Consider the following 23,140-nt stretch of genomic DNA (forward strand, 5'->3'; position numbering starts at 1 on the left):
CCCGGCATCACTGGCGGATTTCGCCCTGCCCCAGCACCACCCACTTCATCGACGTGAGGCCTTCCAGCCCCACCGGGCCGCGGGCGTGGAACTTGTCGGTGCTGATGCCGATCTCGGCGCCCAGGCCGTACTCGAAGCCGTCGGCAAAGCGCGTGCTGGCGTTCACCATCACGCTGGCCGAATCCACCTCGCGCAGAAAGCGCATCGCGTTCGGGTGGTTCGTCGTGAGGATCGCGTCGGTGTGGTGGCTGCCGTAGCGGTTGATGTGGGCGATGGCCTCGTCCAGGCTGTCGACGACCTTGATGCTGATGATCTTGTCGAGGTACTCGGTGGCCCAGTCGGCCTCGGTGGCCGCCACCACCTGCGCGCCGGCCACGCCGGACAGGATGGCCTGGGCACGCGGGTCACAACGCATCTCCACGCCCTTGGCCGCGAACACCGCGCCGATGCGCGGCAGGAAGGCGGCCGCCTGCCCGGCATGCACCAGCAGGCCCTCGGTGGCGTTGCAGGGGCTGTATTTCTGCGTCTTGGCGTTGTCGGTCACCGTCACGGCCAGATCGAGGTCGACCTGCGCATCCACATAGGTGTGGCAGTTGCCGTCCAGGTGCTTGATCACCGGCACGCGCGCCTCGGCGCTGATGCGCTCGATCAGGCCCTTGCCGCCGCGCGGGATGATCACGTCCACATACTCGGGCATGGCGATCAGGCGGCCCACGGCGGCGCGGTCGGTGGTCTCGATCAGTTGCACCGCGTCGGCCGGCAGGCCAGCCTGCACCAGGGCGGCCTGCACCAGCTTCCACAGCGCCAGGTTGCTGTGCAGGGCCTCGCTGCCGCCGCGCAGGATGCAGGCGTTGCCGCTCTTGATGGCCAGGCTGGCGGCCTCGATGGTCACGTTGGGCCGGCTCTCGTAGATCATGCCGAACACGCCCAGCGGCACACGCATCTGGCCCACGCTGATGCCGGTGGGCCGGCGCTTCACGCCGGTGATCTCGCCGATCGGGTCGGGCATGGCGGCGATCTGCTCGCAGCCTTCGGCCACGGTGGCGATCACGGACGGGCTCAGCTTGAGGCGGTCGACCATCGGCTCGGCCAGGCCGGCGGCGCGGGCGGCGTCCAGGTCTTTCGCGTTCTCGGCCTGCAGGGCCGGGCCGGCTTCGCGCAGGCCCTGGGCCAGGGCGCGCAGGGCGGCGTTCTTGGCCGCGGTGGACGCGGCGGCCATGGCGGTGGCGGCGGCACGGGCGGCCACGCCCACGTGGGCCATGTAGGCAGGGATGTCGGTCGGCGTCATGCCGCGATTGTCGCAAACGCCCTGCTGCGGCGCAGCAGGGCGCGGCGGCCAGGGCGGCAGCCGGGGCGCGGTGGCGGTGGGGCGCCCGTCAGCCCAGCACCGTGGCCGCCCACAACCACAGCGGCGCGGTGGCCATGAAGCCCACCGTGCTGAGCACGCTGGCCGCCGTGGCCTCGGCCTCCTGCGAGCGGTAGCGCTGCGCGAAGATCAGCGCATTGCTGCCGGTGGGCAGCGCGGCCATCACCGTCACCACGGCCAGCGGCAGGCCGCCCAGGCCGAAGCCCCAATGGGCCACGCCCAGCACCAGCGCGGGCATCAGCAGCAGCTTGGCCAGCGTGATGCCCAGCGCCGGGCCGAGTGCGCCATGCATGCGGGTGTAGGCCAGCGACAGGCCGATCAGCACCAGGCACAGCGGCGCCACCGCGGTGCCCAGCAGCTGCAGCACCTCGTCGACCACGGCCGGCAGCGGCTGGCCGGTGAGGTTCCACGCCAGGCCCAGCAGCACCGGCAGCGTCACCGGGTGGATCACCGCGTTGCGCACCGTGGTGCGCACGGTGCGCAGCACGCTGCTGGTGGCCTCGTGCGCCGAGCGGGCACGCGCCAGGTCCAGTTCCACCAGCACGGTCAGCAAGGTCAACAGCACCAGGGCGTGCAGACTGACCAGCGTGACATGGATGCCCAGCCCGGCCTCGCCGAACATGGCCGTGGCCACCGGGATGCCCACCTGCACCGAGTTGCCGAACACCACCGCGAAGGCCCGCGCGGCCGGCATCGCGGCGCGGCGTTCGGCCTCGGGCAGCTGGCGACCGGGCGGCAGCGGCGGCAGGCGGCCGGCCTGCCAGCGCGCCAGCACGTAGGCGCCCAGCGTCATCGCGATGGCCGGCACGAAGAAGGCCAGCAGCGTGGTGCGCGGCAGCGCCGCCAGATCCAGCCGCGCCGTGGTGCGGATCAGCAGCGCCGGCACGAAGATGTAGAACGCGGCATTGCCCAGCATGCGCGCCGGGTCGGCATCGCCGGCGCGCGCGGCCGGCTCGCCCAGCCAGCGCATGCGGCCGGCCAGCCAGCCGAGCACCACGGCCAGCACGATGGACAACAGCTTGGTGGCGATGGTCAGTGTCATGCGGGCCCGATGATGCCGCGCCGCCGCGCTGCGCCGGTGCACAGCGGCCCGGCGACGGTGCGCAATGCCACCTCGCGCAATGCCACCTCGCGCAATGCCACCCCGCGCAGTGTCATTCGGGCTGGGGCAGGCCCAGCGTCGCCAGCCACGCCGCCACGTCGTCGGCCGGGCGGTCGATCTGCAGCTGCTTGCGGCGCGCGGTGTCGCCGCGCAGCAGGCTCACGTCGCGCTTCGGGCAGCCGATGGCATCGGCCAGCCAGGCCACCAGCGCGGCATTGGCCTTGCCGTCCACCGGCGGGGCGGCCAGGCGCACGCGCAGCGCGCCGTCGTGCCAGCCCTCGGCCGCCGTGCGCTTGCCGTTGGGCGAGACGCTGATGTCCAGCACGCAGGCCTGCGGGCCGGTGGCCCGCAGACAAGTCCAGGTCACCTCACTCGGCCTTCTTGGCGGCCACCTTGCGGCCGGCCGTCTTCTTCGCGGCGGGCCTCGCACCCTTCTCGCCGCGCGGCTCGAACTCGAAGCCCACCTTGCCCTCCTTCTCGTCCCAGACCAGCATGGCCTTGAACTTGCGCTTGGTGCGGTTGGAGACAAAGCCGTCCAGCAGGTCGGTCTTGCCGGTGCGCAGCAGCTTGCCCAGCTGCTCGTGGCTGACCGGCTGGGTCAGGATGATCTTGCCGGTCTTGAAATCGCAGGTGACCTTGGCGCCCACGCTGTGCTCGCACACGTAGTTGCTGCCGTGCTCGTGGATGTGGCCCTTGCATTTGGGGCAGCTGCCCAGCGATTCCTGGCCCGAGAAGTCGACCGCCTCGCCTTCGCCCTCGCCTTCCTTGGCGTCGTCGCCGAAGTCGAACTCCAGCTTCCAGTTGGCGATCTCGTCATCGCGCACCAGCTTCAGCTCGGCCGTGAACGGCCAGCCGGCCTTGGAGCGGAAGCCTTCCAGCGGGCCGATCTTCTTGTCGGCCAGGAAGGTCTCCACCTCGTGCAGCTCGAAGCTGCGACCGGCCGGGATCTTGGTCATGCTGAAGCCGCAGCCGTCGCTGTTGCCATCGGCGCCGGTGCAGGTGAAGCGGCGGTAGTTCTCCTTCACCACGCCGCCGCAGTTGGGACACGCAGCCTTCAAGGTGGCGTAGTCGCCGGGGATGGTGTCGCGGTCGTATTCCTTGGCCTTCTTGACGATGCGCTCGGCCATGGCGGCAATGCCTTCCATGAACTTGGCGCGGCTCAGGCGGCCATGCTCCATCTCGGCCAGCTGGTGCTCCCAGGCGCCGGTGAGCTCGGGCTTGGTCAGGTCTTCCACGTCCAGGCCGCGCAGCAGCGTCATCAGCTGGAAGGCCTTGGCGGTGGGGATCAGCTCGCGGCCTTCGCGCAGCATGTACTTCTCGGCGATCAGGCCTTCGATGGTCTGCGCCCGCGTGGCCGGCGTGCCCAGGCCCTTCTCGGCCATGGCCTCGCGCAGCTCGTCGTCGTCGATGGTCTTGCCCGCGCCTTCCATCGCGCTGAGCAGCGTGGCCTCGGTGTAGCGCGCCGGCGGGCGGGTCTTCAGCGCCACCGCGTCGGCCCACTCGTTGGCCACCATCTCGCCAGCATTCACCGGCACCAGCGTGGTGTCCTTGTCGTCATCGGCCTGGGCTTCCTTGCCGTACACCGCCAGCCAGCCGGGGTTGACCAGCACCTTGCCGTTGGTCTGGAAGCAGTGCTCGGCGCCGTCCACCTTGCCCTTGACCTTGGTGATGCGCGTGGTCACCTGGAACTCGGCCGACGGGTAGAAGATGGCGATGAAGCGCTTGACCACCAGGTCGTACAGCTTGGCCTCGGCCTCGCTGAGGCTCTTGGGCGCCTGCAGCGTGGGGATGATGGCAAAGTGGTCCGACACCTTGGCGTTGTCGAACACGCGCTTGCTGGGCTTGATGTAGCCCTCGTTGATGGCCTTGCGGGCGTGCATGCTTAAGCTGCGCAGCGGGCCCGGCAGATCCTCGTCGGCCAGCATGCCGAAGGTGTTCTTCACCGTGGCCAAGTAGTCCTCGGGCAAGTGGCGCGAGTCGGTCCGCGGGTAGGTCAGCACCTTGTGCTTCTCGTACAGCGCCTGGGCCAGGGCCAGCGTGGTCTTGGCACTGAAGCCGAAGCGGCTGTTGGCCTCGCGCTGAAGCGTGGTCAGGTCATACAGGCCCGGGCAGGCGCTGGTGGAGGGCTTGCTCTCCTCGGTCACGGTGGCCGGCTGGCCGAGCACCGCATCGCGGATGGCATGGGCTTGCGCCTCGGTCCAGCAGCGGTCGGCGCGGCGGTCGCCCTCGGGCACCGGGTTGGACGGATCAGGGCCGATGGCCTTGTCCTTCTTGTAGGCCGGGTCGAACCACTTGCCTTCGTATTCACCTGCCTCGGCCGCGAAGCCGGCCTTGATCTCCCAGTACTCGCGGGCGATGTGCTTGCGGATCTTCTCCTCGCGCTCGACCACGATGGACAACGTCGGCGTCTGCACCCGGCCCACGGTGGTGAGGAAGAAGCCGCCATCGCGGCTGTTGAAGGCCGTCATGGCCCGCGTGCCGTTGATGCCCACCAACCAGTCGGCCTCACTGCGGCTGCGCGCCGCATCGGCCAGGCCCAGCATCTGCTCGTCGCTGCGCAGCTTCTCGAAGCCCTCGCGGATGGCCTGCGGCGTCATGCTCTGCAGCCACAGGCGCTTGATCGGCTTGCCCAGCGTGCCCTTGGCCCCGGCCGCGTACTGCTCGATCAGGCGGAAGATCAGCTCACCTTCGCGCCCCGCGTCACAGGCGTTGATCAGTTCGCTGACGTCCTTGCGCTTGGCCAGCTTGACCACCGCGCTCAGCCGGCTCTTGGCCTTGTCGATCGGGGCCAGGTCAAAGTGCGGCGGCACCACCGGCAGGTGCGCAAAGCTCCACTTGCCGCGCTTGACGTCGTACTCCTCGGGCGCCTTGATCTCCACCAGGTGGCCCACCGCCGAGGTGACCACGTAGCGGTCGTTCTCGAAGTGGTCGGCCTGCTTGTCGAACTTTCCGGCCGTGGGCGTCAGCGCGCGCACGATGTCCTGCGCCACGCTGGGCTTCTCGGCAATGATGAGGGTCTTGGTCATGTCGGGGGTCGGCAAACGCTCGGGTGCGTGGATCGGCGGCCCAGCCCTGGGGTTCGATGCCAGGGGCCGTGCCTACAATCCGCGCCGCAGTCTCGCACGCGCGCACGCCCATGTACGGGTGTGCGCACGCGCCCATGAATTCACTTTACCCAATGAAGTTTGCCGTGCAAGCCAACGATCACGATCCCGACGCGCACGCTCCGGCGGCCCGGCATGTGCCGGCCCAGGCCCATGGGGATGCCTCGGCCACCCAGGCGCCGCGCGGCCAGGGGCGGCGGCTGCAGGTGCGCAAGAGCGGCGTGCACGGCAAGGGCATGTACGCACTGCAGCCCATCGCCGAGGGTGACTTCGTGATCGAGTACACCGGCGAGATCATCGGCTGGGACGAGGCCGTGCGCCGCCATCCGCACGATCCGTCGCAGCCCGACCACACCTTCTACTTCCACCTGAACGACGAGCTGGTCATCGACGGCCGCCTGCACGGCAACTCGGCCAAGTGGATCAACCACAGCTGCGATCCGAACATCGAGGCCGACGATTCCAGCGGCCGCGTGCTGCTGCATGCGCTGCGCGACATCGCGCCGGGCGAGGAACTGTTCTTCGACTACGGCCTGGTGATCGACGAGCGCATGACGCCCGCGCTGAAGAAGCGCTTCGCCTGCCACTGCGGTGCCGCCGCCTGCCGCGGCACCATGCTGGCGCCGAAGCAGCCGCGCAAGGCCAAACCGAAGAAGTGAGCGGCATGACCCCTGCGCACACCGGCCACGTCCACTGGGGCGCTGAGGCTCTGTGGCAGCAGCTCGAGCCGCTGCTGCCCGGCCTGAGCGTGGAGGTGGTGGCGCGCATGGGGTCCACCAACACCGAGCTGCTCGACCGCGTGCGCCGCGGCCACCGCCGCAGCGACGACCGGCCGGCCGGCCCGGCCGAGCACCACCGCCACGACGACACCCTGCCCTGCCTGCTGGTGGCCGAGACGCAGACCGCCGGCCGCGGCCGCCAGGGCAAGGCCTGGGTCACGCCGCCGGGCGGCGCGCTCACCTTCTCGCTGATGCTGCCCTATGCGCCGGCCGACTGGTCGGGCCTGTCGCTGGCCGTGGGCCTGGCGGTGGCCGAGGCGCTCGACCCGGCGGATGCCCGCCCCACCGTGGACGGCCAGGCTGGCGCGCCGCGCATCGGCCTGAAGTGGCCCAACGACGTGCTGCTGGCCGATGCCGCCTGCGTGGGCCGCAAGCTGGGCGGCATCCTGATCGAGACGCTGCCGGTGGGCGGCGAGCGCGTGGCGGTGATCGGCATCGGCCTGAACCTGCAGCCGCGCCCCGCACCGGCCGCCGACGAGCCGCCGCTGCCCTGGGGCCATGCCCACGCCCGCGAGCTGATCCCGGAACTGACGGCGCCGCAGGCCCTGGCCCGCGTGGCGCCGGCCCTGGTGCACACGCTGCTGGCGTTTGCGCGCGAGGGCTTTGCACCGCTGCAGGCCCGCTTTGCCGCACGCGACCTGCTGGCCGGCCTGCCGGTGACCACCACGCTGCCCGATGCGCCGCAGGGCGTCGCCGATGGCGTGGACGCCCAAGGCACGTTGTGGCTGCGCTGCACCGGCCCCGATGGCCGCACGCAGCGCGTGCCGGTGAACAGCGGCGAGGTCAGCGTGCGCCGCGCCCTGCCGCCGGCAACCGCCGCGCCATGCTGAGGCCGCTGCTGATCGGCCTGCTGGTGGTGAACGGCGCCCTGCTGGCCGCGCGCTGGGGCGGCGCCGAGCGCTGGCTGTCCGGCAGCGATGGTCGCGAGCACGAGCCCGAGCGCCTGCAGCGCCAGGTCAACCCCGGCGCGCTGCGCGTGCAGCCGGTGCCGCCGCCTCGGCCGGCCCCTGTCGGCGCGTCGGCGCCGGTGCCAGTGCCAGATGCGCCCCAGGGTGCGGCACCGCCCGCCCCGCCCAGCCTGGCCCAGGCCAGTGCGCCGCGCACGCCGGTGTGCGTGGAGGCCGGCCCCTTCGACGCCGCCACGCTGGCCGCGGCCAAGCGCGTGCTGCGCGAGGCCGGCGTGCCCGAGACGGCCTGGCAGGCGGCCAGCGCACCGGCCGCCCCGCGCCACGTGATCCTGATGGGCCGCTACGCCGACCCCGAGCACCTGCAGCGCAAGACCGGCGAACTGCGCCGCAAGGGCGTCACCTTCGTCGAGCTGCACCAGTCGCCCGACATCCCGGCCAGGCACCTGCCCGGCCTGGTGCTGGGCCGCTATGCCGATGCCCGCACCGCCGAGGCGGCGCTGCAGGCCCTGCGCAACCGCGGCGTGATCAGCGCCCAGCTGGTGATGGCCGAGGCGCACGCGCCCGGCACCCTGCTGCGCGTGGCCGACCCGGGCGGCCTGGACCTGAAGGCCCGCACCGCCGCCCTCACGCTGCCCGGCCGCCAGGCCTGGCGGCCCTGCGCGCCCGCGCCGGGCGCGGCAGCCGCATCGCGCGCCTGAGCCGGGCGCAGCGCCCGGCTCCAGACCCGGTCAGACCTCAGCCGACCCGCGGCCGCCGCGCCCGCAGCGCGATCACCACCAGCCCCAGGCCGGCCAGCCAGCCCAGGCCCAGCGCGCCGCCGCCACCGCCGCCGCTGCTGGTGGTGCTGGTCACCGGCGTGGTGGCCACCGGCGCCGCCGCCACGGTGAGCGTGGTGCTGGTGCTGCGGCTGACGCCGGCACTGTCGGTCACGGTCAGGCTGACGGTCACGCTGCCGGCCGCGCTGGTGGCCAGCGTGGCCGTGACGCCGTTGGTGGCCCCGGTGAAGCTGGCCAGGCTGCCGCCGCTGGTGATGGCCCAGGCGTAGCTGGCGATCGTGCGGCCACCGCTGGCGCTGGAGCCGCTGCCGTCCAGCGTGACGCTCTGGCCGGCGGTGGGCGCCGACGTCGAGGCGCTGACCGCGGCGGTGGGCGCCAGCGTGGCCTGGTAGGCCAGGTTCACCGCCGCCGCCGCGTCCAGCATGCCGGCGCCGCAGGTGGTGGTGGTGCAGTAGCACTCCAGCTGGTCGGTGGCGCTGGGTGCGCGGCAGGCCACCACGGTGCCGTCGGTGCCGCCGGTGGCGGGGAAGCTGCGGGCACTGGTCTGCAGGTGGGTCTTGATCTGTGCGGGGGTCAGCGTGGCGTCCAGGCTGCGCATCAGCGCCACCGTGCCGGCCACCAGCGGCGCGGCGAAGCTGGTGCCCAGCGAGGGGTGGGTGAAGCTGTCGCTGTAGCCGCTGGCGCCCGGCGTGGTGCTGCCCAGGTTCAGCGTGGTCATCAGCGGGTACAGGCACTCCGAGCCCTCGGCCACGTTGATGCAGTTGCCCGCCGGCGCGGCGATGGCCACCTGCGGGCCCAGGTTGGAATAGCCCACCTTGGTGCCGGCGTGGCGGATGCCCGCCACCGCGATGGCACCGGTGCAGTTGGCCGGTGAATTGACGGCATGGCCGGTGTCGTTGCCGGCGGCCACCACCACCGCCACGTTGGCCGCCACCAGTTCGGTGATCACGGTCTGGTAGGCCGAGCCGCAGCTGCCGCTGCCGCCCAGGCTCAGGTTGAGCACGCGCGCCGGGTGCGGGTTGCAGGTGGCGCTGGGCGTGGACGAGGCCGAGCAGCTGCTGTCGTTGGACAGGCCGGCCGCCCAGCGCATGCCGGCGATGATGTCGTTGTCGTAGCCGCTGCCGCAGGCGCCCAGCACGCGCACCGGCAGCACCATCACGTTGCGGCCGAGGCCGGCCACGCCCACGCCGTTGTCGGTGGCCGCACCAATCAGACCGGCCACCTGCGTGCCATGCCAGCTGCTGCGGGTGCTGGAGCAGCTGCTGTTCCAGTCACCGGGATCGCTGGCGTCGGCATCGGTGCCGCCGCTGCCGTCCACCTCGATGGCGCTGCGCACGAAGTCGTAGCCGGCGTAGAGCTTGCTGGCCAGGTCGGGATGGTCGAAGCGCACGCCGGTGTCGAGCACCGCCACGGTGATGCTGGCCGAGCCGGTGGTGATGTCCCAGGCGCCCACGGCATTGGTGGCCGAGACGATGGTGCTGTCGGGCGCACGCAGGAACCACTGGCCCACCACCGGCGTCACTGCCGTCTGGCCGGCGCCGAAAAACGGGTCGTTGGGCGCGGCGGTGATGGACTTGCGGCCATCGACCACCGCCCACTCCACATCGGGCTGGGCGGCCAGCCGGGCCGCCAGCGCGCTGGAGCTCAGGCCCTTGCCGCGCAGGGCCTGCATGCGCTCGCCCAGCACACGGCCATTGCTCAGCGTCAGCGCCAGGCGCGTGCCCAGTGCCGCCGCATGCTGCGGCTGGCGCGGCGAGGCGGCCAGCAGCGCGGCACCGCGCTTGTACTGCACGATCACGCGCGCATCGCCCGCCGCCTCGGCCGGCGCGGCGCTGCGGCCCAGGCGGGCGGCGGCCGGATGGCCGGAATCGGCCTGCGCCGGGGCAGACCAGGGCAGGCCCACGGCCAGCACCAATGCGGGCAGCAGCCCGAGCCAGAAGGACAGCCGGAGGTTCATCGCCACATCATTCCACGACTGCAGCGCCGCCAAAGCGCCGAGCAAAGGGCCAAAACGCACGTGGCCGGCATGCTAGGCCGGCCACGTGAAGTTTTGCTGCCGCAGGGTCAAGCCCAGCTTGCCCGCAGCCCCCCAGGGTCAGTCCCCGGGGAGGTCGCCAAAGCAGGTCAGGCGATGACCTTGACCATCTCGAGCACCTTGTTCGAGTAGCCCCACTCGTTGTCGTACCAGCTCACCACCTTGACGAAGGTCTTGTCGAGCGCGATGCCGGCTTCGGCGTCGAACACCGAGGTGCAGCTCTCGCCACGGAAGTCGGTGGCCACCACCTTGTCCTCGGTGTAGCCCAGCACGCCCTTCATGGCGCCCTCGCTGGCCGCCTTCATCGCGGCGCAGATCTCGTCGTAGCTGGCTTCCTTGTTCAGCTCGACGGTCAGGTCGACCACCGACACGTCGCTGGTGGGCACGCGGAAGGCCATGCCGGTCAGCTTCTTGTTCAGCTCGGGGATCACCACGCCCACGGCCTTGGCCGCGCCCGTCGACGACGGGATGATGTTTTCCAGGATGCCGCGGCCGCCGCGCCAGTCCTTGTTGCTGGGGCCGTCCACGGTCTTCTGCGTGGCGGTGGCGGCGTGCACGGTGGTCATCAGGCCGCGCTTGATGCCCCAGGTGTCGTTCAGCACCTTGGCCACCGGGGCCAGGCAGTTGGTGGTGCAGCTGGCGTTGCTGATGATGGTCTGGCCGGCGTAGGTATTGTCGTTGACGCCGTAGACGAACATCGGCGTGTCGTCCTTGCTGGGGGCCGACATGATCACCTTCTTGGCACCGGCCTTCAGGTGGGCTTCGGCGGTTTCCTTGGTCAGGAACAGGCCGGTGGACTCGACCACGATGTCGGCACCCACGTCGCCCCAGGCCAGCTCGGCCGGGTTCTTCACCGCGGTCAGGCGGATCTTCTGGCCGTTGACGATCAGGTTGCTGCCGTCGACCGACACGTCACCCTTGAAGCGGCCGTGCACGCTGTCGTACTTGAGCATGTAGGCCAGGTAGTCGGGCTCCAGCAGGTCGTTGATGCCGACCACCTGGATGTCCTTGAAGTTGGCGATGGCGGCACGGAACACCATGCGCCCGATGCGGCCGAAGCCGTTGATGCCGATCTTGATGGTCATGTCTCTATCTCCTAGCGGGTCAATGAAAAACCGGGAGGCATCGAGCGCCGGCACGATGCGCCGGGCGCAGTGTGCCGTGTGAAGTGCTTACTTGCCGAGAACCTTGCGCACCGTGGCGACGAGGTTGTCGGCCGTCAAATGGAAGTGCTTGAACAGCACCGGTGCCGGGGCGCTTTCGCCGTAGGTGTCGATGCCGACCACCGCGGCGCAGCCGTACTTCCACCAGAAATCGGTGACGCCGGCCTCGATGGCGACGCGCGGCAGCTTGGCCGGCAGCACGTCCTTCTTGTACTTGACGTCCTGGCGGTCGAACACGCTGGTGCTGGGCATGGACACCACGCGCACGGCGATCTTGGCCTGGGCCAGCGCGGCCTGGGCATGCAGGGCCAGCTGCACTTCACTGCCGGTGGCGATGATCACGGCCTGCGCCTTCTTCTTCAGGCCCACCTCGCTGGGCTCGGCCAGCACATAGGCGCCGCGGGTGATGACATCGGCATCGGCCTTGGGCGCGTAGGGCAGGTTCTGGCGGCTGAGCAGCAGCGCGCTGGGACGGGCGCGGTTGGCCAGGGCCATGCTCCAGGCCACGGCGGTTTCGGTGGTGTCGGCCGGGCGCCAGACGTCCAGGCCGGGGATCAGGCGCAGGCTGGCGGCGTGCTCCACGCTCTGGTGCGTGGGGCCGTCCTCGCCCAGGCCGATGGAGTCGTGCGTGAAGACATGGATCACGCGCAGCTTCATCAGCGCGGCCATGCGGATGGCGTTGCGGCTGTAGTCGCTGAAGGTGAGGAAGGTGCCGCCGTAGGGGATGTAGCCGCCGTGCAGGGCCACGCCGTTCATGATGGCGGCCATGCCGAACTCGCGCACGCCGTAGTTGATGTGGCGGCCGATGCTGCCGGTCTCTCCCTTGACCACCGCACCGGCGGCATCCACGCGCAGCGCGGCGGTGCTCTTGGTGTTGGTCAGGTTGCTGCCGGTCAGGTCGGCCGAGCCGCCCAGCATCTCGGGCAGCTTGGCGGTGAAGTGCTCCAGCGCGATCTGGCTGGCCTTGCGGCTGGCCACGGTCTCGGCCTTGTCATGGGCGCTGCCCACGGCCTCGGTGGCCACGTCGGCAAAGCTGGCGGGCAGATCACCGGCCATGCGGCGGGCGAATTCGGCGGCCAGTTCGGGGAAGGCGGCCTTGTAGGCGGCAAAGCGGCCGGCCCACTCGCTCTCGGCGGCCTCGCCGGCGGCCTTGGCGTCCCAGGCGGCGTAGGCGGCCTCGGGCATCACGAAGGGTTCATGCGTCCAGCCCAGGGCCTCGCGGGTGAGCTTGATCTCCTCGGCGCCCAGCGGCTCGCCGTGGGCCTTGCTGGTGCCGGCGCGGTTGGGCGAACCCTTGCCGATGGCGGTCTTGCAGATCACCAGCGTGGGCTTGGTTTCAGAGGTCTTGGCCTGGGCGATGGCGGCGGAAACCGCCTTGGCATCGTGGCCGTCGATCGGGCCGATGACGTTCCAGCCGTAGGACTCGAAACGCTGGCCAGCGTTGTCGATGTACCAGGGCTGCACCTGGCCGTCGATGGAGATGCCGTTGTCGTCGTACAGCGCGATCAGCTTGTTCAGCTTCCAGGCGCCGGCCAGGGCGCAGGCCTCGTGGCTGATGCCCTCCATCAGGCAGCCGTCGCCCAGGAAGGCGTAGGTGTGGTGGTCCACCACGGTGTGACCGTCGCGGTTGAACTCGGCGGCCAGCAGCTTCTCGGCCAGCGCCATGCCCACGGCATTGGTGATGCCCTGGCCCAGCGGGCCGGTGGTGGTCTCCACGCCCGGGGTGATGCCCACCTCGGGGTGGCCGGGGGTCTTGCTGTGCAGCTGGCGGAAGTTGCGCAGCTCGCTCATCGGCAGGTCGTAGCCGGCCAGGTGCAGCAGCGCGTAGATCAGCATCGAGCCGTGGCCGTTGCTGAGCACGAAGCGGTCACGGTCGGGCCAGTGCGGGTTGGCCGGGTTGTGCTTCAGGTGGCCGCCCCACAGTGCCACCGCGATGTCGGCCATGCCCATGGGCGCGCCGGGGTGGCCGCTGTTGGCCTGCTGCACGGCGTCCATCGCCAGCGCGCGGATCGCATTGGCCATCAGGCCGAGGGTGTCGGGGGAGGTGGGGAGGGCCATGCGCGCTGCCGGTGTGTGCGGTTCTTGGAGGGGTGCTGGCGCCCGCGTCAACAGCGGGGCTCAGGGCGGGGGAACCCGCGATTTTAGCCGCCCGTCCGAACCCGGCGGTACCGGCCAGGGCCGGCGGGTCAGCGCCACCGTGCTTGATCTTGCGCAAGGCGCGATGGCCGCCGTGGCGCGAGCCTTGGGCCTGATCCGACAACAGCCCCCGGCCCAGCCAGGCCCACACCATGCGACACCCCTCTCTCCACGTGATCCAGGACGAGCACCAGGCGCTGGCCGCCATGTTGCGTTCGATGGTGCTGCTGGTGCAGCAAAGCCGCCGCGACGGCAAGACGCCCGACTTCGACGTGCTGCGCGCGATGCTGCTGTACGTGGACGAATTCCCCGAGCGTCTGCACCACCCGAAGGAAAGCGAATTGCTGTTTCCGCTGGTGCGCGCGCGCTGCCCGGCGCTGGCTGCCACGCTGGACAAGCTGGACGCCGACCACACCCGCGGCGAGGCCGCCATCCGCAGCCTGGAGCACGCGCTGCTGGCCTACGAGGTGATGGGCGAGCCGCGCCGCCCGGCCTTCGAGACCGCGCTCGACCGCTATGTCGATGCCTACCTGGCGCACATGGCGGTGGAGGAGAAGGAGATCCTGCCCGCCGCGCGCGAGCACTTCAGCCCCGAGGACTGGCTGGCGCTGGACGAGGCCTTCGCCACCAACCGCGACCCGCTGACCGGCCATGCTGCCGACGGCGCCTACGAGCCGCTGTTCCGCAAGATCGTGCAGAACGCGCCGGCACCAATAGGCCTCGGTTGACATTCGCGGGGCCGGCCGAGCGCCCGGCCGCCCGAAGCCGGCGTTCGCTGGCGCGAAGCATCCACTGGATGCTTCGTGTCCGCGCTCACCCCGCTTGGCGGGTGGTTCCGCGTACTCGCGGAACCGGGTGTCCAAATACACTGCCGGCCCGATGAGCACCGCCCCGAATCTCAAGGCCCTGATCCTCGCCGCCGGCCGCGGCGAGCGCATGCGGCCGCTGACCGACACCTGCCCCAAGCCGCTGCTGCCGGTGCATGGCCAGCCGATGATCGAATGGCACCTGTCGGCGCTGGCCCGCGCCGGCGTGCGCGAGGTGGTCATCAACACCGCCTGGCTGGAAGATCAATTCCCGGCCACGCTGGGTGACGGCCGCCGCTGGGGCCTGACGATCCATTACTCGATGGAAGGCCGCGACCACGGCGGCGCGCTGGAAACCGCCGGCGGCATCGCCAAGGCCCTGCCGCTGCTGGGTGAGTGTTTCTGGCTGGTGTCGGGCGACATCGTGGCGCCGGGCTTCGACTTCAGCGCCGAGCTGGCGCAGCGCTTTGCCCAGGGCCCCGACGACGCCCACCTGTGGCTGGTGCCCAACCCCGACTTCCACCCGCGCGGTGACTTCGCGCTGGATGGGGCCGGCCGCGTCAGCCGCCCGCCCGAGGGCCAGCCGCGGCCGTTGACCTATGCCAACCTGGCCCTGGTGCGCGCCCGCCTGGTGGATGGCATCGCGCCCGGCACGCATGCGCCGCTGGGCCCGCGCCTGTTCGCCGCCGCGGCGGCCGGGCGCCTGGGTGGCAGCCTGCTGGCCGGGCCATGGCAGAACGTGGGCACGCCCGCGCAGCTGGCGGCGCTGCAGCGCTGACAGCGTGGCGCGGCGCGCCGCCGCTCAGATGTTCTCGCCCAGGGCCAGCGGCGCCGCGCGCGCGGCTTCCGCACTGCGCTCGGCCAGCCAGCGGGCCAGTTGGTCGGGCGGCATCGGCCGCGCGATCAGGTAGCCCTGCAGGATGTCGCAACCGAGTGCCGCCAGCACCACGCGCTGCGCCTCGGTCTCCACGCCTTCGGCCACCACCTCCATGCGCAGGGCGTGGGCCAGGCGCACCACGGCGTCCAGCACGGCGCGGGCGTCGGGGTCCTTGGCCAGGTCGACGACGAAGCTGCGGTCGATCTTGAGCTGCCGGGCCGGGATGTGGCGCAGGTGCGCCAGGCTGGAGTAGCCGGTGCCGAAGTCGTCGATCGACAGGCGCACGCCCAGCGCCGCGATGCGCTGCATCACCGCCTGCTCGGCTGAACCCTGTTCCATCATCGCGCTCTCGGTGATCTCGCACACCAGGTCGGCGGGCTGCAGGCCGTGGTGCCGCAGCGCCTGGGCGATCTGCGCGGGCAGGTCGGGCTGGCGCAGCTGGTAGGGCGAGAGGTTCACCGCCACGCGGCAGTGCAGGCCCTCGGCCTTCCAGCGCGCCAGCTGCGCGCAAGCCTCCTCGATGACCCACTGGCCGATGGCGTTGATCAGGCCGAAGCGCTCGGCCAGCGGCACGAACTGCGCCGGGCTGACCAGGCCGCGTTGCGGATGGCGCCAGCGCAGCAGCGCCTCCAGCCCGTGCACGCCGCCGCCGCCGGTGCTGACCTTGGGCTGGTAGTGCAGCATCAGCTCGCCGCGGGCCAGGGCCAGGCGCAGGTCATGCTGCAGGCGCACCTGCTCGCCGCCGTCGCCGGCCATGCCGGGCTCGTAGACGCGGTAGCCGCTGCCGCCGGCACGCTTGGCCGCCTGCAGCGCGGCATCGGCACAGGCCAGCAGGCGCGGGCCAGCGGCGTCATGCCCCGGCCACACGGCCATGCCCACCGAGGCCGACAGCGTGACCGCCTGGCCGTCCAGCTCGTAGCTGGCACCCAGCCGCGCCAGCAGGCGTTGCGCCAGCAGTTCGGCCGCCGCACCGGCGTCGCGCGTCTCGATCAGCACCGCGAACTCGTCGGCGCCCAGACGCGCCAGCGTGTCGCTGCTCCGCATGTCCAGCGCCAGGCGGCGCGCCACCTCGCACAGCAGCAGATCGCCGGCCGCGGCGCCGAAGCTCTCGTTGACCGGGCGGAAGCCGTCCAGGTTGATCTGCAGCACCGCCAGCCCGCCACAGGCCTCGGGCGGATCGCCCGCCACGCCGGCGGCCACGGCATCGGCCACCACGCGGGCCTGGGCATGTTCCAGCCGGTCGAGGAACAGCGCGCGGTTGGGCAGGTGGGTCAGGCCGTCGACGAAGGCCTGGCGCTGCAGCGCATCGGTGGCCTCGCGCAGGCCCTGGTCGGCCTCGTGCAGCGAGCGCTCCAGCGCCCGGCGCTGGGCCTCGCGCAGGCTGTCGTTCAGCGACACCAGCATCGCCCCGCCCAGCACCAGCAGGGCCATCGCCCCCACCAGCAGGGCCAGCGGCTGGCCGCCCAGTGCGTCGGCGCTGCGGCACACGGCGCCCAGCGGCAGGCGCGCCGCGCCCATGGCCGTGTAGTGCATGCCACCGATGGCCGCGCCCATGGCCAGCGCCGCGCCCCACTGCAGCAGGCGGCGCCGCGCCCCGCGGTGGCCGCGCAGCAGCACGAAGATGCCCAGCGCCGCGGCCGAGGCCGCCCAGGCCACGGCCACCGAGGCCAGCACCATCGGGCCGTGCCAATCGATGCCCGGCGCGATGTCCAGCGCAGCCATGCCGGTGTAGTGCATGGCGCAGATGCCGGCGGCCATGCTGGTGGCGCCGCCCAGCCAGGCCGCCCGCGTGAGCTGCGGCCGCGCCGCCAGCCCCAGCGCCACCGCGGCGGCCAGCACGGCGGCCAGCCAGCTCAGCGCGGTGGGCGCCCAGCGGTAGCCCAGCGGCATGCCGGCATCGAAGCCCAGCATGCCGACGAAGTGCATGGCCCAGATGCCGGTGCCCATGGCCAGCGAGCCGCCCAGCCACCACCAGCGCGCCGTGTCGGGCGACGCGGCGTGCACGCGCCGGGCCAGGTCCAGCGTCACATAGGACGCGACCACCGCCAGCAGCAGGGAGGCGAGCACGAGCCAGGGCTCGTGCCGCGTGAGCAGGAATTCACCGGGCATCGCTCTCGGCCTTTCGGCCCGGCCAGGCGCAACTTGAGCGTGTGCGCCCGCTCAGCCTGCCAGCGGTGCGGTGATTTCCTCGATCCGCGCCATCACCTCCGGCGTCAGGCGCTCGGCCACGGCCAGCGCACCCAGGTTGTCGTGCAGCTGGCTGACCCGCGAGGCCCCGGTGATGACGCTGGACACGCGCGGGTTCTTCGTGGCCCAGGCGATGGCCAGCTGCGCGGTGCTGCCGCCCAGTTCGGCGGCGATGGGTGCCAGCTGCGCCACGGCGGCGTTCTTGGCCGCGTCGGTCAGGCCGTCGCGCAGAAAGGCCATGTTTTCCAGCGCCCCGCGTGAATCGGCCGGCACGCCGTCGCGGTATTTGCCGGTCAACAGGCCCGAGGCCAACGGGCTCCAGGTGGTCAGGCCCAGGCCCAGGTCCTCGTACAGCCGGGCGTATTCCTTCTCCACCCGCTTGCGGTGGAACAGGTGGTACTGCGGCTGCTCGACCACCGGCTTGTGCAGGTGGTGGCGCTCGGCAATCTCCCACGCGGCGCGGATGTCGGCGGCGCTCCACTCGCTGGTGCCCCAGTACAGCGCCTTGCCGCGGGTGATCATGTCGCTCATGGCCCACACGGTTTCCTCGACCGGCGTGTGCGGGTCGGGGCGGTGGCAGTAGACGACGTCGATGAAGTCCAGCCCGTAGCGCTGCAGCGAGCCGTCGATGGCCTGCATCAGGTACTTGCGGTTGAGCGTGTCCTTGCGGTTGATGGCCGCGCCGGCGCGGTCCAGGCCCCAGAAGAACTTGGTGCTGACCACGTAGTTCAGGCGCGGCCAGCCCAGGCGGCGCAGGGCCTCGCCCATCACCACCTCGCTCTGGCCGGCGGCGTAGGCCTCGGCGTTGTCGAAGAAGTTGATGCCGGCATCAAAGGCCGCGGCCATCATCTCGACGGCGGCGTCCACGTCCACCTGGTTGTGGTACGTGACCCAGGAGCCGAGCGACAGCTCGCTGACCTGCAGGCCGCTGCGGCCCAGACGGCGGTAGCGCATGGAGGGGTTCCTCGTGTGGTGGGATCGAAGCGGCGCAGCGTAGCGCAAGCGCCGCACGCCGTGGCGGGCCAGGCGACGGGTGGCGGCGGCCGGGCCGTGGACGGCGCCGCATGCTGCACGGCAGCACGCCGATCGGCTATCGTTTCGCCCCTGTCTGTCCCGGCACCGCGCCGATCCACCACCGAGGCCCCCGCGTGAGCACCCCCTGGAAGATTGCCGTCATCGGCGCCGGCCCGGCCGGACTGGCGCTGGCCCTGCATGCCGCGCGCCGCCTGCCGGCGGCCCAGATCGCGCTGTTCGACGCCCGCCCGCTGGAGCGCGACGTGTCGGCCGACCCGCGCACGCTGGCGCTGTCGCTGGGCAGCGTGCAGTGGCTGCGCCGCCTGGGCGCCTGGCCGGCGGCGCTGGCCCAGCCCATCCTGGAGGTGCATGTGTCGCAGGCACCGCCCACGCTGGCGCCCTGGGGCACGCCGGCCGAGGTGCGCATCAGCGCCGCCGACGAGGGCGAGGAGCAGCTGGGCGCGGTGCTGAGCTACGGCGCCCTGGTCAGCCGGCTGCAGCAGGCCTGGCTGGCGGTGGCGGCCGAGCAGCCGCGGCTGCAGTCACGCTTCGGCCTGCCGGTGGCGCAAGTGCGCGCGCTGGACGCCACCCAGGGTGGCGGCGCCGAGGTGGATGCCGGCGTGGCCGAGCGCTTCGACCTGGCCGTGGTGGCCGAGGGCGGCGTGTTCGCCGAGCAGGCACGCAAGGCGGTGGTGCACGACTACCGCCAGACCGCCTGGGTGGGCACGGCCACGCTGTCCGGCGCCACGCCGGGCCGCGCGGTGGAGCGCTTCACGCGCCACGGGCCGGTGGCGCTGCTGCCGCTGCCGCGCGTGGCCGATCAGCCCGCCGACCGCCAACGCGCGGCGCTGGTGTGGTGCATGCCGGCCGACGACGACCCGGTGGGCGCGCTCAGCGAGGCGCAGCGCGTCACGGTGCTGAACTCGCTGCTGCCCGAGGTGGCCGGCCGCGTGACCGGCCTGTCGCCGCTGAAGCATTTCGCGCTGGGCCTGAACGCCGAGCGCACGCTGGTGGATGGCGCGGTGGTGCGCATCGGCAATGCCGCGCAGACCCTGCACCCGGTGGCCGGCCAGGGCCTGAACCTGGGCCTGCGCGACGCCGCGGTGCTGGTGGAGGCGCTGCGCGAAGCCACGCCCGAGGCCCTGCCGCAAGTGCTGCGGCGGCTGGAATGGCAGCGCGGCCCCGACCGCTGGAGCATGATCGCCGCCACCGACTTCCTGGCGCGCAGCTTCACCTGGCAGTGGCCGGGCCTGCCGGCCGCCCGCGGGCTGGGGCTGGCGGCGCTGCAGGCGCTGCCGCCGCTCAAGCACCTGCTGGCGCGGCAGATGATGTTCGGCCGACGGTGAGTGGCGCACCCGGCCCTGCGGGTACGCAGGGCCACCCGCCGGGCGCTCGGCCGGCCTGCCTCAGTGTGCGCCGGGCGTGATGCCCAGGCGCCGGTAGATGGTGCTGCGGCTGATGCCCAGTTGCCGGGCGGCGGCCGAGACGTTGCCGTCGTGTGCGGCCAGTGCGTCCTCGATGGTGCGGCGTTCGACTTCGCGCATGCTCAGGCTGGCCTCGGTGCCGCGGGCCTCGGGCTCGGGTGGACGGGCCAGGCCGGGCGGCAGGTCGGCCGCGTCGGCACTGGTGGCGAAGGCGGCGCGGGCCCCGAGCGTGGCGCCGCCACGCGCCGCGCACTCGAAGCGCGCCATCACCAGCAGGCCGTCGCGGCTGTGCATCTCGACCAGGTCGCCGCCCTGGCGCAGCGTGGCGCCGAACAGCGCGCCCAGCCGGCGGTCGAACAGCTGCGCGAAGGGCCGGCCCAGCAGCGCGCTGCGTGGCTGGTTGAGCAGACGGCTGGCGGCGCGGTTGACGCCCACCACGGTGCCGCTGCCATCCACCTCCATCAGCGCCTCGAGCGCGGTGTTCACCATCTCGGGCCGCGGATGGAAGTGCACCACCACACGGTCGTCGCTGGCCTGGAACAGGCTGTTCTCGATGGCCATCGCGGCGTCCACCACCAGCGAGTAGACGTCGAAGCCGGGCACACTGTCGTAACAGGTGATGTCGAGGGCCGCCAGGCGCTCGCCGCGCGGGCTGTCGATCGGCGCGGCCACGCAGAAGAAGGGCCGCACATTGGCAAAGAAGTGCGCGTCGCGGCCCACCAGGTAGGGCACGCCGTCGGCCAGCGCGATGGCCGGCGCGGTGGTGCCCACGCAACGCTCGGCCACGTTGACCCCCACGCGCGAGGCCGCGCGCAGCACCGGATGCAGCGCGGCGTCGTGCGCCAGGCGGTCGATGACCACGCCGCGCGGGTTGAACAGCATCACCGCGCAGCCGGCACCGCTCACGGTGGATGCCAGACGCTCGGTCTCGGGCCGCGCGGCGCGCACCAGCGATCCCCAGCGGTCGTCCAGCTCGGACAGCATCGCCCGGCCCACCAGCTCGAAATTCACCGTCTCGTGCTCGCGCATGCCGGCGTCGTGGCAGCGTTGCCAGGAGCGCACCAGGGGCTCCTCGTCGGCCCGTGGCTGGATCCAGGGCGACACGCGGTAAAGGCTGCGTACGGCCTGCAGCCGGCTGTCGAACTCTGACGCGATCATGCGGACTCCTGGCCCGCGTCGGCGCTCGGGGCCGGTGTAGCAGGCTGCTACACCAGGCTGTACCACTTCGCTTCAATCGGGTCTTTGCGCGGCACTCTATGCAGGACGCCCCCCGGCGGCTAACTAGGGAATGCACGGGGGCCGTGGACAGCGCCCGGCGCGGCGGCCGACCATCCACGCCGTCTGACGTTGCCCGCTTCGAGGCAACGCACACACCCCACCACGAGGAGACTGCGATGGCGAAGATGCATTGGCTGGCGGCAGCCGCGGCGGCGGCCTGCCTGGCCCAACCCGCCTGGGCCCAGGACGCGGCGGCCCTGAAGGCCGACCACAGCACGCCCGGTGACGTGCTGACCTACGGCATGGGCTACAACAACCAGCGCTACAGCCCGCTTAAGCAGATCAATGCGTCCAACGCCGCCAAGCTGCAGCCCACCTGGTCCTACAGCCTGAACAATCCGCAGGGCCAGGAGTCGCAGCCCATCATCCACGACGGGGTCATGTACGTCACCACCTTCAAGGACACGGTGGCCCTGAACCCGTTGACCGGCAAGCAGATCTGGAAGGTCGACCATGAGCTGCCGCAGGACGTGTTCAAGTACGCCTGCTGCGGCATCCTGAACCGCGGCGCGGCCATCTACGAAGGCAAGGTCTACCGCGTGACGCTGGACGCGCACGTCATCGCGCTGGATGCCAAGACCGGCAAGCAGCTGTGGAAGAGCAAGGCCGCCGACTACAAGGACGGCCATGCCATGACCAGCGCACCGCTGATCGCCAATGGCGTGGTCATCACCGGCATTGCCGGCGGCGAGTACGGCACGCGTGGCTTCATCGACGGCTGGGACCCGGCCACCGGCAAGCACCTGTGGAAGTTCTACACCACGGCCGCACCGGGCGAGAAGGGCGGCGACACCTGGCCCGGCGACACCGCCAGCAAGGGCGGCGCACCCACCTGGCTGACCGGCGCCTACGACCCCGACCTGGACCTGGTCTACTGGGGCACCGGCAACGCCGGCCCGTGGAACCCGCAGGTGCGCCTGGGCGACAACCTGTACGTGTGCTCGGTGGTCGCCATCCGGCCCAAGACCGGCGAGCTGGTGTGGCACTACCAGTTCAGCCCCAACGACCCCTACGACTACGACGCCACCGAGGTGGGCATGCTGGTCGACATGAAGGTGGCCGGCAAGCCCACCAAGGCGCTGATCCAGGCCAATCGCAACGGCTTCTTCTACGTGCTCGACCGCAGCAACGGCAAGCTGCTGGCGGCCAATCCGTACGTGAAGGTGAACTGGGCCGACAAGATCGACCTGGCCACCGGGCGGCCGGTGGAAAGCCAGGTCACCAAGAACATCCGCGCCGGTGGCGACGAGATGGTGTGGCCCTCGGTGCTGGGCGGCAAGAACTGGACGCCGATGAGCTGGAACCCCGCCACCGGCCTGGCCTATGCCAACACGCTGAACATCGCGTGGCCGTACCAGATCGCCAAGCCCGAATACAAGAAGGGCGAGTGGTACCTGGGTGTCAACTTCCGCGGCGTGAGCATGCCCAAGGACCAGCCGCACGGCTTCCTGAGCGCCATCGACCCGATGACCGGCAAGAGCAAGTGGCAGATGGCCTGGCCGGGCCAGCCCAGCATGGCCGGCACGCTGAGCACCGGCGGCGGCCTGGTGTTCACCGGCGCGGCCACCGGCGAGTTCATCGCCGTGGACGCGACCAACGGCAAGAAGCTCTACGAGTTCAACATCGGCACCGGCATCATCGGCCTGCCCGTCACCTGGGAGATGAAGGGCAAGCAGTACGTCACCATCGTCGGCGGTGCCGGCGGCGTGTGGGGCCTGCTGGGCGACGAGCGCATGGCCGACACCCCGGCCGGCGGCTCGGTGTGGACCTTCAGCCTGAACTGAGCGTGCGCCGGATGCGAGCCACCGCCCTGGTGTTGATGGCCCTGCCGGTGGCCACGCTGGCGCAGGCCACCACGCCGCGCTTCACGATGGAGCAGATCGAGCGCGGCCGGGACCAGTTCCACCGCACCTGTGCCCAGTGCCATGGGCGCAACATGGTGAACTCGGGCACCACCGTGTTCGACCTGCGCAAGTTTCCCACCGACCAGCCCGATCGCTTCATCCAGAGCGTGACGCACGGCAAGGGCAACATGCCGTCCTTCAAGGACGCGCTGGAGCCCGGGCAGCTGGAACTGCTGTGGGCCTATGTGGGCAGCCGCGGTGGCAAGGAACCCTGACCCCGCCCCGAAGCGGCCAAGGCCGCTCCCTCCCAGGGGGGCGCCGCCAGCGCCGCGGCCCCGCCG

Annotated in this window: 18 protein-coding genes; 8 read left to right on the forward strand and 10 right to left on the reverse strand. The window is 71.6% G+C overall.

What is annotated here, in order from left to right:
- Nucleotides 1-7 precede the first annotated feature (7 nt).
- The 4 genes from AACH10_RS14780 to AACH10_RS14795 all read right to left on the reverse strand — a co-directional run bounded on the left by AACH10_RS14780 (nucleotide 8) and on the right by AACH10_RS14795 (nucleotide 5,494).
- Complete coding sequence (locus AACH10_RS14780) at nucleotides 8-1,288, reverse strand: glutamate-5-semialdehyde dehydrogenase (RefSeq protein ID WP_341411211.1); 1,281 nt, start codon at nucleotides 1,286-1,288, stop codon at nucleotides 8-10.
- 88 nt (nucleotides 1,289-1,376) lie between these two features.
- The gene (locus AACH10_RS14785; RefSeq protein ID WP_341411212.1) at nucleotides 1,377-2,408 is read right to left on the reverse strand and encodes an AEC family transporter; all 1,032 of its coding nucleotides are present in this window, start codon (nucleotides 2,406-2,408) and stop codon (nucleotides 1,377-1,379) included.
- A 112-nt stretch (nucleotides 2,409-2,520) separates the two neighbouring features.
- Nucleotides 2,521-2,835 (reverse strand): DUF167 domain-containing protein, encoded by a 315-nt coding sequence (locus AACH10_RS14790; protein ID WP_341411213.1) that lies wholly within the window; start codon nucleotides 2,833-2,835, stop codon nucleotides 2,521-2,523.
- A gap of 1 nt (nucleotide 2,836) precedes the next feature.
- The gene (locus AACH10_RS14795) at nucleotides 2,837-5,494 is read right to left on the reverse strand and encodes a DNA topoisomerase III (RefSeq protein WP_341411214.1); all 2,658 of its coding nucleotides are present in this window, start codon (nucleotides 5,492-5,494) and stop codon (nucleotides 2,837-2,839) included.
- Nucleotides 5,495-5,658: 164 nt separating this feature from the next.
- Here AACH10_RS14795 and AACH10_RS14800 point away from each other — a divergent pair, with 164 nt between their 5' ends.
- Genes AACH10_RS14800 through AACH10_RS14810 form a run of 3 tightly spaced genes read left to right on the forward strand, consistent with a single transcriptional unit; the run spans nucleotide 5,659 to nucleotide 7,957 of the window.
- Complete coding sequence (locus AACH10_RS14800) at nucleotides 5,659-6,231, forward strand: SET domain-containing protein (RefSeq protein ID WP_423228611.1); 573 nt, start codon at nucleotides 5,659-5,661, stop codon at nucleotides 6,229-6,231.
- Between the two features lie 5 nt (nucleotides 6,232-6,236).
- Complete coding sequence (locus AACH10_RS14805) at nucleotides 6,237-7,181, forward strand: biotin--[acetyl-CoA-carboxylase] ligase (protein ID WP_341411216.1); 945 nt, start codon at nucleotides 6,237-6,239, stop codon at nucleotides 7,179-7,181.
- Entirely contained in the window at nucleotides 7,175-7,957 is a 783-nt protein-coding gene (locus tag AACH10_RS14810) for a hypothetical protein (RefSeq protein WP_341411217.1), read from the forward strand. Before AACH10_RS14805 ends, AACH10_RS14810 begins: the two co-directional genes overlap by 7 nt.
- Nucleotides 7,958-7,994: 37 nt before the next feature.
- On the opposite strand, the gene AACH10_RS14815 is transcribed toward AACH10_RS14810, so the two are convergent.
- The 3 genes from AACH10_RS14815 to tkt all read right to left on the reverse strand — a co-directional run bounded on the left by AACH10_RS14815 (nucleotide 7,995) and on the right by tkt (nucleotide 13,291).
- The gene (locus AACH10_RS14815; protein WP_341411218.1) at nucleotides 7,995-9,992 is read right to left on the reverse strand and encodes a S8 family serine peptidase; all 1,998 of its coding nucleotides are present in this window, start codon (nucleotides 9,990-9,992) and stop codon (nucleotides 7,995-7,997) included.
- A 167-nt stretch (nucleotides 9,993-10,159) separates the two neighbouring features.
- On the reverse strand, nucleotides 10,160-11,155 hold the full coding sequence (gene gap / locus AACH10_RS14820) for a type I glyceraldehyde-3-phosphate dehydrogenase (protein ID WP_341411219.1): 996 nt from the start codon (nucleotides 11,153-11,155) through the stop codon (nucleotides 10,160-10,162).
- A gap of 87 nt (nucleotides 11,156-11,242) precedes the next feature.
- Nucleotides 11,243-13,291, reverse strand: coding sequence for a transketolase (gene tkt, locus AACH10_RS14825; protein ID WP_341411220.1), 2,049 nt, complete (start codon nucleotides 13,289-13,291; stop codon nucleotides 11,243-11,245).
- Between the two features lie 230 nt (nucleotides 13,292-13,521).
- Here tkt and AACH10_RS14830 point away from each other — a divergent pair, with 230 nt between their 5' ends.
- Both AACH10_RS14830 and murU read left to right on the forward strand, forming a co-directional pair.
- Nucleotides 13,522-14,097, forward strand: a complete 576-nt coding sequence (locus tag AACH10_RS14830) for a hemerythrin domain-containing protein (protein WP_341411221.1) — start codon at nucleotides 13,522-13,524, stop codon at nucleotides 14,095-14,097.
- Between the two features lie 151 nt (nucleotides 14,098-14,248).
- Nucleotides 14,249-14,953 carry an N-acetylmuramate alpha-1-phosphate uridylyltransferase MurU gene (gene murU / locus AACH10_RS14835; protein WP_341411222.1) on the forward strand — a complete coding sequence of 235 codons (705 nt, stop codon included), beginning with the start codon at nucleotides 14,249-14,251 and terminating at the stop codon, nucleotides 14,951-14,953.
- Between the two features lie 24 nt (nucleotides 14,954-14,977).
- Here murU and AACH10_RS14840 read toward each other — a convergent pair whose 3' ends face one another.
- Together AACH10_RS14840 and AACH10_RS14845 are read right to left on the reverse strand one after the other, a co-directional pair.
- Nucleotides 14,978-17,161 carry a putative bifunctional diguanylate cyclase/phosphodiesterase gene (locus AACH10_RS14840; RefSeq protein ID WP_341411223.1) on the reverse strand — a complete coding sequence of 728 codons (2,184 nt, stop codon included), beginning with the start codon at nucleotides 17,159-17,161 and terminating at the stop codon, nucleotides 14,978-14,980.
- 51 nt (nucleotides 17,162-17,212) lie between these two features.
- The gene (locus AACH10_RS14845) at nucleotides 17,213-18,193 is read right to left on the reverse strand and encodes a potassium channel beta subunit family protein (RefSeq protein ID WP_341411224.1); all 981 of its coding nucleotides are present in this window, start codon (nucleotides 18,191-18,193) and stop codon (nucleotides 17,213-17,215) included.
- A 194-nt stretch (nucleotides 18,194-18,387) separates the two neighbouring features.
- Between AACH10_RS14845 and AACH10_RS14850 the strand changes: the two genes are divergently transcribed.
- Nucleotides 18,388-19,599 (forward strand): FAD-dependent monooxygenase, encoded by a 1,212-nt coding sequence (locus tag AACH10_RS14850; RefSeq protein WP_341411225.1) that lies wholly within the window; start codon nucleotides 18,388-18,390, stop codon nucleotides 19,597-19,599.
- 60 nt (nucleotides 19,600-19,659) lie between these two features.
- On the opposite strand, the gene AACH10_RS14855 is transcribed toward AACH10_RS14850, so the two are convergent.
- Nucleotides 19,660-20,835 (reverse strand): helix-turn-helix domain-containing protein, encoded by a 1,176-nt coding sequence (locus AACH10_RS14855; RefSeq protein ID WP_341411226.1) that lies wholly within the window; start codon nucleotides 20,833-20,835, stop codon nucleotides 19,660-19,662.
- Between the two features lie 236 nt (nucleotides 20,836-21,071).
- Between AACH10_RS14855 and AACH10_RS14860 the strand changes: the two genes are divergently transcribed.
- Together AACH10_RS14860 and AACH10_RS14865 are read left to right on the forward strand one after the other, a co-directional pair.
- Nucleotides 21,072-22,739 carry a PQQ-dependent dehydrogenase, methanol/ethanol family gene (locus AACH10_RS14860; RefSeq protein WP_341411227.1) on the forward strand — a complete coding sequence of 556 codons (1,668 nt, stop codon included), beginning with the start codon at nucleotides 21,072-21,074 and terminating at the stop codon, nucleotides 22,737-22,739.
- A gap of 11 nt (nucleotides 22,740-22,750) precedes the next feature.
- Nucleotides 22,751-23,074, forward strand: coding sequence for a c-type cytochrome (locus AACH10_RS14865; protein WP_341411228.1), 324 nt, complete (start codon nucleotides 22,751-22,753; stop codon nucleotides 23,072-23,074).
- Nucleotides 23,075-23,140 lie beyond the last annotated feature (66 nt).

Origin of the sequence: Pseudaquabacterium inlustre (assembly GCF_038066595.1) — a bacterium.
Taxonomy (GTDB): Bacteria; Pseudomonadota; Gammaproteobacteria; order Burkholderiales; family Burkholderiaceae_C; genus Pseudaquabacterium; species Pseudaquabacterium inlustre.